We start from the raw sequence: 12,666 nt of genomic DNA on the forward strand, positions 1-12,666 counted from the left end.
GACCAAGAGGAGGACCACTCACATGCGCAGATGGACTGCGGGCGGAGGAGCGGCGGTCGTCGCCCTCGCCCTGCTCACCGGATGTTCGAGCGCCGGGGCGGGCGGTGACGACGCCGGTGGCGACGTGACCCTCACCTACGGGGTGTGGAGCCAGGACGAGACGATGCAGCAGCTCGTCGACGCCTTCGAGAAGGAGAACCCGGGGATCACGGTCGACCTCCAGGTGAACCCGTGGACGGAGTACTGGACGAAGCTGCAGGTCGGCGCCCAGGGCGGCACCGCACCCGACGCGTTCTGGATGCTCGGCGACCGCTTCCAGGTGTACGCGGCGAACGACCAGCTCCTGCCCCTGGGCGACGCGATCGAGGACGCGGGGGTCGACCTCGGCGTCTACCCCGAGGCCCTGGTCGACCTGTTCACGTACGACGACGAGCTCTACGGTCTGCCGAAGGACTTCGACACCGTGGGCCTCTGGTACAACAAGGAGCTCTTCGACGCGGCCGGGGTGGCCTACCCGACCGACCAGTGGACGTGGGACGACGTGTCCGCCGCCGCGGCACAGCTCACCGACCCGGCCGCGGGCGTGTACGGGATCGCCGCCCCGCTCAACCGGCAGGAGGGCTTCTACAACACGGTCGCCCAGGCCGGCGGGCACATCATCGAGGACGGGAAGTCGGGCTACGACGACCCCAAGACGCAGGAGGGCCTGCGCTTCTGGACCGACCTGCAGAAGGCGGGCGTCTCGCCCACGCTCGAGCAGTTCGCCGACACCGAGGCCGTCGCGCAGTTCGAGAACGGCTCGGTGGCGATGTACTACGGCGGCTCGTTCTACGCGCAGCGGTTCTACGAGAACGCCGACCTGCGCGCCAAGGTCGACGTGACGGTACTGCCCCAGGGAGCGGAGCGGGCGACCGTGATCAACGGCATCCAGAACGTCGGCTTCGCCGGCACCAAGCACCCCGAGGAGCTGAAGAAGTTCCTGCTGTTCCTCGGCGGCAAGGAAGCGGCCGAGATCCAGGCGGCCACGGGCGCGGTCATCCCCGCGTACGAGGGCACGCAGCAGGCCTGGGTCGACTCGATGCCCGAGTTCCACGTGCAGGCGTTCATCGACCAGGTGCCCGACGGCGTCGTCTACCCGGTCTCCGCCGACACCGCGGCCTGGAACGCACTGGAGGACGAGTACCTCCCCGCCGCCTGGAACGGTACGGAACCGGTGGAGGACGTGGCCGACCGGCTCGCCGCCGCGATGAACGACGTGCTCGCGAAGGAACGATGACCGCTCACACGACAGGGCGGAGCGCCACGGGGCGCTCCGCCCGCACCACCCCCCGCCGCGGACGCACGCGCGTCTCCGGCCTGCCCGGACTGGCGTTCATCGCGCCGGCGCTGGTCGGGCTGCTCGCGCTGTACATCCTGCCGCTGCTGACCACGGTGTACCTCAGCTTCACCGAGACGAAGCCGTTCGGCGGGGAGACCTTCACCGGGATCGACAACTACGCGGCGCTCGTCGCCGATCCCCAGTTCTGGAACGCGCTGCGCAACAGCGCGATCTACACCGTGATCGTGCTGCTCGGCATCCCGATCAGCATCGTGATCGCCACGCTCATCCACGCCGTGCGCCGCGGCAAGAACGTCTACCGCGTGCTGTTCTTCCTGCCCATCGTCACGCTGCCGGTCGCGGTGGGCATGGTGTGGCGGTACATCTTCAACGGCGAGTTCGGGCTGCTCAACCAGGCCCTCGGCGCGATCGGCATCGACGGGCCGAGCTGGGTCGCCGACCCGACCGTGGCGATCTTCGCGGTCTCCATCGTCGGGATCTGGATGAGCCTGGGCACGAGCATCATCATCCTCGGCGCCGGGCTCCAGGGCGTCCCGCCCGAACTGCTCGAGGCGTCGTCGCTCGACGGCGCGGGGCCCGTGCGGCAGTTCTTCGCCGTGACGCTGCCGCTGCTGTCGCCGAGCATCTTCTTCGTCTCGGTGCTGTCGGTCATCTCGTCGCTGCAGATGTTCGACCTCATCTACGTGATGCTGATCCGCGGGTCGCAGGCCGAGACCGCCTCGCAGACCATCGTCTACTACTTCTTCCAGCAGACGTTCGTGCGCTTCGACCGCGGCTACGGCTCGGCGATCGCGATCGTGCTGCTGCTGCTCATCATGCTGGTCACGGCCGTGCAGTTCCGGCTGCAGCGGAAGGCGGTGTTCTATGGCTGACACGGCCACTCTCGTCCTCGCCGAACCGGCGGCGCCGCACTCGCCCGCCCCGCGGGTGCGCGGTCGCCGCCGGTCGCAGTGGCCGCTGCACGTGATCCTCAGCGTGTGCGCCGCCGTGATGGTGTTCCCGTTCGTGTGGCAGCTGCTCACCGCATTCAAGACGGTGTCGGAGTCGCGCGCGGTCCCGCCCGTGTTCCTTCCGGCCGAGCTCGACTTCGGGGCGTTCGAGCGGTTCTTCGCCACCGTCCCGTTCGGCAGCATGCTCGGGGTGTCCGCCCTCGCGCTGATCCTCCGCGTCGCGGGACAGCTGGTGGTGTGCACGCTCGCGGCGTACGGTTTCGCGCGCTTCCGCTTCCCCGGGCGCGACGCGCTGTTCGTGCTGTTCCTGGTGATGCTGATGGCGCCGAGCCAGCTGTTCCTGATCGCCCAGTTCGACCTGATGAAGACGCTCGGGCTGCTGAACACGGTGCCCGCGATCGCGATCCCCGGAGTGTTCTCCGCGTTCGGCACCTTCCTGCTGCGGCAGGCGTTCCTCGCACTGCCCGCCGACTACGAGGAGGCCGCGCGGCTCGACGGCGCCAACGCGTTCCAGATCTTCTGGCGCATCATGCTGCCGATGGTCGGGCCGACGGTCGCGGCGCTCGCGGTACTCACGTCCCTGTACTCGTGGAACGACCTCCTGTGGCCGCTGATCGTCACGTCCTCCCCGGACACGATGACCTTGCCTGTCGGTCTGGCGAACCTTCAGGGGCAGTATGGAACCGACTACCCCACCCTCATGGCGGGGTCGTTGGTCGCGTCGCTCCCGCTCGTTGTGATATTCATCGCACTGCAACGGCAGTTCTTCGCCGGGATCGCGTCGAGCGGATTGAAAGGCTGAACACGTGAATCGCATACCGGTCTCCTCGCCCGCCTCCGTCACGGTGTTCCGGCGCATCCTCACGCACGGCCCGATCGGCCGCGTCGACATCTCCCGCGCCACCGGGCTCTCCCAGGCCGCCGTGACGAAGGCCGTGACGCCGCTCATCACCGCCGGGTTCGTGGTGGAGGACGACGAGCTGCGTTCCACCCCGGTCGTCGGCCGCCCGATCAGCCCGCTCGCGGTGGCGCGCGACCGGGCCCACATTATCGGCATCAAGATCACCGCCGAGCGCACCTACGGCGTGCTCACCGACCTCGCCGCCAACGTGCTCTCGCGTACCGAGGAGGCCAACGCCAGCACCGCGGTGGACGACGTGGTGGCCGCGGCGACCGTCGTGGTCGACCGCCTGCGCGACGCCTCGCCGACCCCGATCGACGGACTGGGCGTCGCGGTCTCCGGCGACGTCGACCGCGAGGGCGGCATGGTGCGCGACTCGCCCCTGCTCGGCTGGAAGGGCGTCGCGCTCGCCGAGGCGCTCGAGACGGCGACGGGCATCCCCGCCCTGCTGGAGAACGACGTGCGGGCGCTCACCGTCACCGAGCTGCTGTTCGGGTCGGCGCGCGACGCCAGCTCCTTCGCGGTCATCACGATCGGGACGGGCATCGGCTGCGGCATCTACCTGCACGGCAAGGTCGTGGAGGGCGCGCACGGCGTCGCGGGCGAGATCGGCCACCTGCCCCTCGGCCCGCGCGACGCGCTGTGCAGCTGCGGTCGCCGCGGCTGCGTGGAAGCGGTCGCCTCGACCTCCGCAGTGCTGGAGCTCGTGCGGGCGGGCCACGACGACCCGACCATCACAACCGAGGACGCGTTCGCCCTGGCGCACGACGGCGACCCGGTCGCCCGCCAGGCGTTCGAGCAGGCGGGGGAGGTGATCGGGGCGGCGCTGGCCGCGCTCGTGAACCTGGTCGGCCCGGAGACCGTGCTGATCGCCGGAGAGAACGTCACCGAGTACGACCTCTACGCCACCGCGATCCGCACCACGTTCTCGGAGCACGCGTTCGGCGCGGCCAGCCAGTGCGACATCCAGCTGCGCCCGCACCGCTTCGACGACTGGGCCCGGGGAGCCGCGGCGTGCGTGATCGAGGTGATCGCGGGCGGTCTGGCCACGCAGGCCGCCTGAGCGAGGGGCGTGTTGATAGCATCCCGCACATGAGCTCGCCGGACTCCGCCCCCTCCCGGCCTCCCCGCGATGCGGAGAACGACCGGGCCGCGATCAAGGAACGCGTCTACGCCACGTTCACGGGTCTCGCCATCGTGCTGGTGCAGAACGCCAACGCGGATCACACGAGTGCGGTGCGGGCCACGGTCACGCTGCTCGTGGGCATCGTCGCCATCGCGCTCGCGGGGTTCGCGGCCGACCTGATCGCGCATCTCGCCTCGCACGGAGCCTTCCCGCGGGGCGCCGAGCTGACCGGCCTGTTTCGACTGACCGCCACGGCGATCGGTTCGGCGGCGGTTCCCCTGCTCGTCCTCCTCGCGGCGGTGCTGGGGTGGCTCGAACTGCAGACGGCCCTGACGATCGCCTCGATCGTGTATCTGGCCATCCTCGCGCTCATCGCCTACGTGGCGGTGCGTCGGACGGGCCTGAGCGGCGGGAAGCAGCTGGTCGCGATGGGCATCCTGGTCGGGCTGGGCGCCCTCGTCGTCGTTGTCCAGCAGCTCGCCCACGGACACTGACCCGCCGGCGGCCCGGCATCCGGGCCGCCGGAGCGGATCAGCCCTTGACCGCGCCGCCCAGGCCCGCCGAGCGCAGGAACACCGACTGGAACAGCAGGAACATCGCGATCGGGATGAGCGTCGCGATCGCGAGCGCCGCGAGGAACACGTCGAGCTCGGTCTGCGACTGCACCGCCGGGAGCCGCACCGACAGCGGCTGCACCGCGGGGTCGGGCAGCACCAGCATCGGCCACAGGTAGTCCTTCCACGCGGCGATGATCGCGAACACCGACACCACGCCCAGGATCGGCTTCGACATCGGCAGCACGATCGACCAGAACAGCCGGAAGGGCCCGGCGCCGTCGGTGCGCGCCGCCTCGAACACCTCACGGGGCAGCGAGTCGAAGAAGCGCTTCACGAGCAGGATGTTGAACGCGTTCGCGCCCATCGGCAGCCACACCGCCAGGTAGTTGTTCAGCAGGTTCACGTCGCCGGGCAGCGGCGGGTTCACGATCGTCAGGTACAGCGGCACCAGCAGCACGATCCCGGGGATGAACAGCGTCGCGAGCACCAGCGCGTTCAGGATCGGCGCGTACTTCGGTCGCAGCACCGACAGAGCGTACCCCGCCGTGGTCGCGACGAACAGCTGCACGAACCAGGCGCCGAGCGCGATCACGACCGTGTTCAGGAAGTACTGATCGATGTGGATGTCGTTCCACGCGGTCTCCAGGTTCGCCCAGTCGATGCCGTTCGGCCACAGCGCGAACGGCTGCTGCAGCGTGTCCTGGGTGGGTGTCACGGCGGACTTCGCCAGCCACAGGATCGGCCCGAGACCCGCCACCACGAGACCCACCGTGAGGAACACGTGCGTCACGGTGAGGCCGATGCGGATGCCCGGCCGCCGCCGCTCGGAGTCGGAGATGACGGTGCGGTCGCCCACGGCGTCGGCGGCACGCGCGGCCGCCCGTTCCGCGGCGCGGGAGGAGAGGCGGGTGGTGAGGCTCACGTCGTGCTCCAACGGTCGGTCAGTTTGAAGTACAGCCAGGACAGCACGGCCAGCACGATCGCCAGCAGCACCGAGACCGCGGTGGCCTCGCCGTAGTCGCCGCCGAGACTGTTCCGGAACGCCTTGTCGTAGATGTAGAGGAGCACGGTCTTGGTCGCGCCCGCCGGTCCGCCGCCCGTGAACAGGAACGGCTCGAGGAACACCTGCGCGGTGGCGATCACCTGCAGGATCAGCATGATGAAGAGGATGCCGCGCAGCTGGGGCAGCGTGACGTGCCACACCTTCTTCCAGATGCCGGCGCCGTCCACCTCCGCCGCGTCGTACAGCTCGGGCGGCACACCCAGCAGGGCCGCCAGGTAGATGATGATCGACCCGCCCGCCCCGGCCCACGTGGCCTCCAGCACGAGCGACGGCATCGCCTGCACCGCGTCTTGGATCCACGGCTGCGGCGGGATGCCGACCCAGCCGAGCACGGTGTTGAACACGCCGGAAGGGTCGGCGCTGTAGAAGAACTTCCACAGCAGCACCGCGACCACGGGCGGGATCACGACCGGCAGGTAGGCGAGCGCCGAGTAGATGCCCTTGCCGCGGCGCACCTCGCTCATCAGCACCGCCATCAGCAGCGGCAGCGGGAAGCCGAACAGCAGCGCGAGCACCGCGAACCACAGCGTGTTGAGCACGGCGCGGCCGAGCTCCGGGTCGCCGATCACCGCGAGGTAGTTGTCGAACCCGACCCACTCGGAGACGATCAGGTTGGTCTTCTGCAGGCTCATGATCACCGACTGCACGATGGGCGACCACGAGAAGAACACGAACACGAACAGCATCGGCAGCACGAACACGAGGTTCGCGAGCCCGCCGCCGCGGAGCCACGTGAGCGGCGTGCGGCGGCGGGTCTGGCGCACAGCGGGCGGCGGAGGGGTGTCCGCCGCCGCCCGCTGCTCGGGGAGCGTCATCGTCATGGAGCGTTACTCGTCGAGCTTCGCCTGGGCGTCGGTCTGCGCCTGGGCGAGCAGGGCGTCGATGTCGGCGTCCTGCTGGGTGAGCACGGTCTGCACCACGGCGTCGAGCAGGGCGTAGACCTCCTGCGTCTTCACCTTCGGCTCCCCGACGGGCGTCTGGTCCCAGATGCGGTCACTGAACGGCTTCATCTGCTCGACCGGGACGTTGATGTAGTCCGCGATCCACTCCTGCGACTCGTCGTACAGCTCGCGGCTGAGCACGGGCAGCAGCGGCGTGCCGACGGCCTGCCCCGACTCGTCGAGCGTCTTCGCGTCGAGCACTGCGGCGTCCTTGTCCATCAGCTTCTGCATGTAGTACCAGTCGATCCAGGTGACCGCGGCGTCCTTCGTGGCCTGGTCGACCGTGGGGCTGATCACCGCGATGTCGCCGCCGCCGAGCGTGCCGGGGTCGTCGCCCTCCATCGGAACGACCGTCATGCCGTAGATCTTCGAGTCCATGCCGAAGTCGCGCACGAGGGCCGTGTAGATGTCGGAGCCGGACGTGTACATGCCGATGTTGCCCGCGGCGAACTCCTGGTTGATGGTGCCCCAGTCGAGGTCGACCTTGGAACCGAACGAGCCGTCCTCCCACTTCACGTCGTGGAGGAACTGCAGCGCGGCCTTGGTGGCGTCGTTGTCGATCGTGGACTCCGCGGTGCCGTCGCCGTTGTCGGTCTGGGTGCGTCCGCCGCGGGCGACGGTCTGCGAGGTGAGCTGCCAGCCGCCGGTGTTGTTGATCGCCATCTGCGCGTAGCCGGCCTTGCCGGTCGCGTCGGTGATGGCCTTGGCGGCCTCGCGGATCTCGTCCCACGTCTGCGGCGGGTTGTCGGGGTCGAGCCCGGCCTGCTCGAACAGGTCGCGGTTGTAGTGCAGGGCGGCGGCGTAGGCCTGGCGGGGGAAGCCGTAGATCTTGCCGTCGTCGCCGGTGACGCCCTCGAGGATGATCGGGTTGAACTTGTCGGTGTACCCGAGCTCGTCGATCGCGTCGGTCACGTCCATCAGCTGGCCGTTCTCGAGCAGGGTCTTGGAGTCGGTGAACGGCACGGTGAACACGTCGGGGAGGCTGCCGCCGGCGAGCTGCACGGCGAACGTGGGGCCCTCCCATTCGTATTCGACCCCGATGATGTCGATGTCGGGGTGTTCCTTCTCGAACTGCTTCTCCTGTGCCGCGAACGCGTCGTAGGCCGCGGCGTCGGCGCCGGGCGGGAACGTCGCGACGCGCAGCTCGATCTTGCCGTCCGACCCTCCTTCGTTGCCGTTCGCGGAGCAGCCGGCCAGGGCGCCCGCCGTGGCGAGCACGGCGATCCCGGCGACCAGGGCCTTCTTCGGTGACTTCATCGTCTGTCCTTCCATGTGATGCGGATCGGGTGGTGCAGGTCAGTGGGGCGCGTGGTCGCCGCGCGCGGGGCGGAGCGTGAGCCACGCGGTCGCGTCGGGCGGGAGGGTGCCGTCGAGCGGGGCGCTGGACAGCAGCACCGCGTGGTGCGCCGGGAGGGGGAGGGGCGTCGCGCCGAGGTTGGTGACGCTGATGGTGTCGTCGCCGCGGCGGAACGCGAGGACGTCGGCGCCGAGCTCGAGCCACGACAGCTCGCCGCCCGCGAGGTCGTCCACCTCGCGCCGCAGCCGGATGGCCGCGCGGTACAGGTGCAGCGTGGAGGCGGGGTCGAGTTCCTGCGCGTCGACCGTGAGCCCGGTCCAGTCGGCGGGCTGCGGCAGCCACGGGGTGCCGCCGAAGCCGTAGGGGCTCGCATCGCCCGCCCAGGGCAGCGGCACGCGGCATCCGTCGCGACCGGGGTCGACGCCGTGCGAGCGGAAGTGCATCGGGTCTTCGATCGCGTCGAGCGGCAGCTCCACCTCGGGCAGTCCGAGCTCGTCGCCCTGGTACACGTAGAGGCTGCCGGGGAGCGCGGCCACCAGGAGCGCGGCGGCGCGTGCACGACGGAGTCCGCGGGCGACGTCGGTGGCGGTGCCGAAGCGCTTGCGCTCGAACGCGAACGACGAGTCGGCCTGGCCGTAGCGGGTGACCGGCCGCGTGACGTCGTGGTTCGACAGCACCCAGGTAGCCGGAGCGCCGACGGGGGCGTGCTCGGCGAGCGTGCGGGTGATGGAGGCGCGCATGGCGGCGGCGTTCCACGGCTGCGTCATGAACCCGAAGTTGAACGCGGTGTGCATCTCACCGGGGCGCAGGTACCGGGCGAAGCGCTCGGCGTCGTCGAGCCACACCTCGCCGACGAGCACGCGCTCGCCGTCGTAGTCGTCGGCCACGGCGCGCCACTCGCGGTAGATGTCGTGCAGTTCGTCGCGGTCGATGTGCGGGTGGTTCTCCGCGGGCGCGGAGCCGGCGGGCAGGTCGGGCAGGGCCGGGTCCTTGACGGGGAGGGCGGCGGAGTCGATGCGCACGCCCGCGACCCCGCGGTCGAACCAGAAGCGCAGCACCTCCTCGTGCTCGCGGCGCACGTCGGGGTGGTTCCAGTTGAGGTCGGGCTGCTGCGGCGTGAACAGGTGCAGGTACCACTCGCCGGGCGTGCCGTCGTGGTTGCGGGTGCGCGTCCACGTCTCGCCCTGGAAGCTGGAGACCCAGTTGGTGGGGATGCCCGAGCCGTCGGCGCCGCGGCCGGGGTGGAACCAGAACCGTTCGCGCTCGGGGCTGCCCGGCCCCGCGGCGAGGGCCTGCTGGAACCACTCGTGCCGGTCGGAGATGTGGTTGGGCACGATGTCGACGATGGTGCGGATGCCCAGCTCGAGGGCTTCGGCGATGAGGAGTTCGACCTCTTCCAGCGTGCCGAAGCGCGGGTCGATGTCGCGGTAGTCCTGCACGTCGTAGCCGCCGTCGGCGAGGGGGCTGCGGTACCAGGGCGTGAACCAGAGCGCGTCGACGCCGAGGCTCTTGAGGTAGCCGAGGCGGGAGCGCACCCCGGCGAGATCGCCGATGCCGTCACCGTTGCCGTCGGCGAAGCTGCGCACGTAGATCTGGTAGATCACGGCGGTGCGCCACCACCCCTCGTCCGTCGGGGGGACGGGGCGGGAAGCGGGGGCGGTGCTGCGCAGAACGTCGGTGTCCACGGGTCTCCTCATCAACGGTGATGGGATTGAATGTAGCTTTTCGGAGCGATCAACGCAAGAACTGAACAGATCAATGGAAAACAAGGAGAATGCGAGAGCGCACGACTGCCCGGCGGAGGCCCGCCGGGGGAGAGGTCGCGGCGGAGCGCCGCGGCGGTCAGTGCTGCGGGCCGGTGGAGGCGCGCAGCACGAGCTCGGGCTCGAACAGCAGCTCGTCCGGGGCCTGCGGGGTGCCGGCGATCTGGGCCAGCAGCAGCTCGATCACGGCCCGGCCCATCGACTCGATCGGCTGGCGCACCGTGGTGAGCGGCGGTTCGGTGCAGCTCATCAGCGCGGAGTCGTCGAAGCCGACCACGCTCACGTCGCCCGGCACCGACAGCCCCGCCCGGCGAGCGGCGCGCACCGCCCCGAGTGCCATCGGATCGCTCGCGCACACCACGGCCGTGGCCCCCGCGGCGAACAGTCGCGCCGCCCCGGCCTGCCCCGACTCGAGCGAGTACATGCCCCGCGCCACGAGCTCGTCGCTGAGAGGGGAGCCGAGCCGCTCCAGCAGGTGGCGGGCGGCGTCGAGCTTGCGCCGCGAGGGGATGTGGTCCTCCGGGCCGAGCAGCAGCCCGATACGGCGGTGGCCGAGCTGGTGCACGTGCAGCACGGCCTGCTCCGCGGCGGCGATGTCGTCGGTGGAGACCGTGGGGAACGGCAGCTCGGGCACGCGGGCGTTCACGAGCACGGTCGGCAGGTTCACCGCGCGCAGCCGCTCGTAGTGCTCGTGGGCCGCATCGGCCTGGGTGTAGTTGCCGCCGAGGAACACCACACCGGACACCTGCTGGGCGAGCAGCAGGTCCACGTAGTCGGACTCGGTGACTCCGCCGGCGTTCTGCGTGCAGAGCACGGGGGTGTAGCCGTTCTGGGTGAGCGCTCCGCCCACGATCTCGGCGAACGCGGGGAAGATCGGGTTCTGCAGCTCGGGCAGCACGAGCCCCACGAGCCGCGCGCGTTCGCCGCGCAGCTTCGTCGGGCGCTCGTAGCCGAGCACGTCGAGCGCGGTGAGCACCGCCTGTCGCGTGGCATCCGACACTCCGGGCTTGTCGTTCAGCACGCGACTGACCGTCGCCTCGCTCACGCCGACCTTGCGTGCCACCTCTGCCAGTCGCTTCGACATGCGCTCAGTGTACGCAAGTACTTGCAAGATCGCGCAAGCAGGTTGCGTAGCCGGCGACGTGCTCTACTCGGCTCCGTCGGCGAACTCGATGGCCCCCAGGACGTTGCCGCTCGGGTCGGAGAACTTCAGGAACCGCGCGAAGCCCACATCCTCGACGCTCGCGATCCGGGTCTGCGCCGCCCGCAGCGCCGCGGCCAGCTCGTCGAAGCGCTTCGTCTTCAGGAAAAGCGCCGGCTTGGTCTCGCCGTCCATGCGTACCCGCATCGGCACGTACTCCGCCGCCTCCCACAGCATGAGGTCGAGCCCCGGATCCAGGCGAAGCATCGCGTACGTCCCGTAGTGGGTGAGCACGCGGAAGCCGAGCACGTCCGAGTACCACGCGATGGCTTCGTCCAGGCTCCGCACCGGCAGCTGGACATGATCGAGTGCGGTGACGACAGATGACATGAACGTCCTTTCGGGGGTGGGGGGAATCTCGACGTATCGGCCAGGCACCCCGCTCACGCCCGCGGCGGGTCCGCGCGGAGCGTGGGCGACTCCGCGCGGGTGAGGCGCGCCTGCACGATCGCGGCGACGCCCAGCGCCACGGCGACCACGAGCAGTCCGGCGATCACCACGAGTCGGATGTTGGCGTCGATCGTGTCGACCTGCCAGTGCGAGAGATCGGGGCGGGAGACGGGCTCGCCCAGGATCGTCGAGATCGCCGGATCCAGGATCGCGGTCGCCGCCGCCCCGATCGCCGTGACGATCGCGGCGATCCCCAGTCCGTTGAGTCGCACGTACCGGATGGCGAGGGCCGCGATCCACACGGGGACGAGCGCGAGCACCGCGATCGGCGCCGCGAGGGTCGCCCAGCGGTCGGCCCGGCCGAGCGCCGCGAGCAGGATGAGCAGGAACGCGAGGATCGCGACACTGCCCACGATCAGGGTCAGTAGCAGGTTCAGCCGCCGCACGGCCGCGGGCACCCCGGGCAGGGACAGCCAGATCGGCGTGAACACCAGCACGAGCGCGAGCAGCACCGCCGAGATCGCGATGAGCAGCCACGAGCCCTGACCCGATCCGAGCCAGACCACCAAGAGAAGGGCGAACAGGCTCACGGTCGCCGCGGCGAGTGCCGCCCAACCGGCGTGGGGGACGCGGAGCAGCGGGAGGGTCGTGAGGCTGAACGCCAGGGCGACCGCGGGCAGCGCGACCCAGAACCAGGTGAGCGTGTGGCTGACGGAGAGGTCGACCACGAAGCAGGTCACGATCGCGACGACGTACCCGATGAGCGTCGTCCAGAGGATCGCCGAGCGCCAGCCGCGGTACGTCACGGCGTCGCGGCGGTCCGCCCGTCCCTCTACGTCTTCGCTCGCACGGACCAGCTCCTGCACGCCCACGTTCAACTCGCGGGCGAGGGCGGGGAGGAGGGTGATGTCGGGGTACGAGAGCCCGCGTTCCCACTTCGACACCGCGGACTCGGTCACGTGCAGCATCGACGCGAGCTCCCGCTGGGTGAGGCCGGTCGCGCGGCGGTGCTCGGCGACGAAGTCACCGAAGTCCTGCTTGGCGCTGTGTGTCATGACGCCGAGTCAAGCGCGCGGGTAGCGTGCGGTTCAACATCCCGCGGAAACTGGCGACTCGACCGTTGGGCCAGCCCCGCAAC

12 protein-coding genes are annotated in these 12,666 nt (G+C 70.2%); 5 read left to right on the forward strand and 7 right to left on the reverse strand.

Annotated elements, in window-relative coordinates; all coding sequences use genetic code 11:
* The first annotated feature begins 22 nt into the window (after window positions 1-22).
* The 5 genes from KE274_RS08190 to KE274_RS08210 are packed head-to-tail and all read left to right on the forward strand — an operon-like array spanning window position 23 to window position 4,810.
* Entirely contained in the window at window positions 23-1,276 is a 1,254-nt protein-coding gene (locus KE274_RS08190) for an ABC transporter substrate-binding protein (RefSeq protein WP_211542654.1), read from the forward strand.
* Entirely contained in the window at window positions 1,273-2,211 is a 939-nt protein-coding gene (locus KE274_RS08195) for a carbohydrate ABC transporter permease (protein ID WP_211542656.1), read from the forward strand. The genes KE274_RS08190 and KE274_RS08195 overlap by 4 nt, the downstream gene beginning before the upstream one ends.
* On the forward strand, window positions 2,204-3,091 hold the full coding sequence (locus KE274_RS08200) for a carbohydrate ABC transporter permease (RefSeq protein WP_211542658.1): 888 nt from the start codon (window positions 2,204-2,206) through the stop codon (window positions 3,089-3,091). Before KE274_RS08195 ends, KE274_RS08200 begins: the two co-directional genes overlap by 8 nt.
* Before the next feature lie 4 nt (window positions 3,092-3,095).
* On the forward strand, window positions 3,096-4,253 hold the full coding sequence (locus KE274_RS08205) for an ROK family protein (RefSeq protein ID WP_211542660.1): 1,158 nt from the start codon (window positions 3,096-3,098) through the stop codon (window positions 4,251-4,253).
* A 29-nt stretch (window positions 4,254-4,282) separates the two neighbouring features.
* Window positions 4,283-4,810 carry a hypothetical protein gene (locus KE274_RS08210; RefSeq protein ID WP_211542662.1) on the forward strand — a complete coding sequence of 176 codons (528 nt, stop codon included), beginning with the start codon at window positions 4,283-4,285 and terminating at the stop codon, window positions 4,808-4,810.
* 37 nt (window positions 4,811-4,847) lie between these two features.
* On the opposite strand, the gene KE274_RS08215 is transcribed toward KE274_RS08210, so the two are convergent.
* From KE274_RS08215 to KE274_RS08245, 7 genes are all read right to left on the reverse strand, one after another.
* A complete protein-coding gene (locus tag KE274_RS08215; RefSeq protein ID WP_211542664.1) occupies window positions 4,848-5,795 on the reverse strand; it encodes a carbohydrate ABC transporter permease in 948 nt (315 codons plus the stop codon).
* Entirely contained in the window at window positions 5,792-6,757 is a 966-nt protein-coding gene (locus tag KE274_RS08220; RefSeq protein WP_211542666.1) for a carbohydrate ABC transporter permease, read from the reverse strand. The genes KE274_RS08215 and KE274_RS08220 overlap by 4 nt, the downstream gene beginning before the upstream one ends.
* Before the next feature lie 6 nt (window positions 6,758-6,763).
* Window positions 6,764-8,134: an ABC transporter substrate-binding protein gene (locus tag KE274_RS08225; RefSeq protein ID WP_211542669.1), complete on the reverse strand. Its 1,371-nt coding sequence runs from the start codon at window positions 8,132-8,134 to the stop codon at window positions 6,764-6,766.
* A gap of 39 nt (window positions 8,135-8,173) precedes the next feature.
* A complete protein-coding gene (locus KE274_RS08230; RefSeq protein ID WP_211542671.1) occupies window positions 8,174-9,871 on the reverse strand; it encodes a glycoside hydrolase family 13 protein in 1,698 nt (565 codons plus the stop codon).
* Window positions 9,872-10,016: 145 nt separating this feature from the next.
* A complete protein-coding gene (locus KE274_RS08235; protein ID WP_211542673.1) occupies window positions 10,017-11,021 on the reverse strand; it encodes a LacI family DNA-binding transcriptional regulator in 1,005 nt (334 codons plus the stop codon).
* 63 nt (window positions 11,022-11,084) lie between these two features.
* Window positions 11,085-11,468, reverse strand: coding sequence for a VOC family protein (locus KE274_RS08240; RefSeq protein WP_211542675.1), 384 nt, complete (start codon window positions 11,466-11,468; stop codon window positions 11,085-11,087).
* 53 nt (window positions 11,469-11,521) lie between these two features.
* Entirely contained in the window at window positions 11,522-12,583 is a 1,062-nt protein-coding gene (locus KE274_RS08245) for a helix-turn-helix domain-containing protein (RefSeq protein WP_211542677.1), read from the reverse strand.
* Between the last annotated feature and the right edge of the window lie 83 nt (window positions 12,584-12,666).

Origin of the sequence: Microbacterium paraoxydans (genome assembly GCF_018224615.1) — a bacterium.
Lineage (GTDB): Bacteria > Actinomycetota > Actinomycetes > Actinomycetales > Microbacteriaceae > Microbacterium > Microbacterium paraoxydans_B.

Coding starts and splice junctions, on each gene's coding strand:
- KE274_RS08195 (WP_211542656.1), top strand. CDS start 1,273: ATGACCGCTCACACGACAGGGCGGAGCGCCACGGGGCGCTCCGCCCGC.
- KE274_RS08200 (WP_211542658.1), top strand. CDS start 2,204: ATGGCTGACACGGCCACTCTCGTCCTCGCCGAACCGGCGGCGCCGCAC.
- KE274_RS08230 (WP_211542671.1), bottom strand. CDS start 9,871: ATGAGGAGACCCGTGGACACCGACGTTCTGCGCAGCACCGCCCCCGCT.
- KE274_RS08225 (WP_211542669.1), bottom strand. CDS start 8,134: ATGAAGTCACCGAAGAAGGCCCTGGTCGCCGGGATCGCCGTGCTCGCC.
- KE274_RS08245 (WP_211542677.1), bottom strand. CDS start 12,583: ATGACACACAGCGCCAAGCAGGACTTCGGTGACTTCGTCGCCGAGCAC.
- KE274_RS08190 (WP_211542654.1), top strand. CDS start 23: ATGCGCAGATGGACTGCGGGCGGAGGAGCGGCGGTCGTCGCCCTCGCC.
- KE274_RS08240 (WP_211542675.1), bottom strand. CDS start 11,468: ATGTCATCTGTCGTCACCGCACTCGATCATGTCCAGCTGCCGGTGCGG.
- KE274_RS08210 (WP_211542662.1), top strand. CDS start 4,283: ATGAGCTCGCCGGACTCCGCCCCCTCCCGGCCTCCCCGCGATGCGGAG.
- KE274_RS08235 (WP_211542673.1), bottom strand. CDS start 11,021: ATGTCGAAGCGACTGGCAGAGGTGGCACGCAAGGTCGGCGTGAGCGAG.
- KE274_RS08220 (WP_211542666.1), bottom strand. CDS start 6,757: ATGACGATGACGCTCCCCGAGCAGCGGGCGGCGGCGGACACCCCTCCG.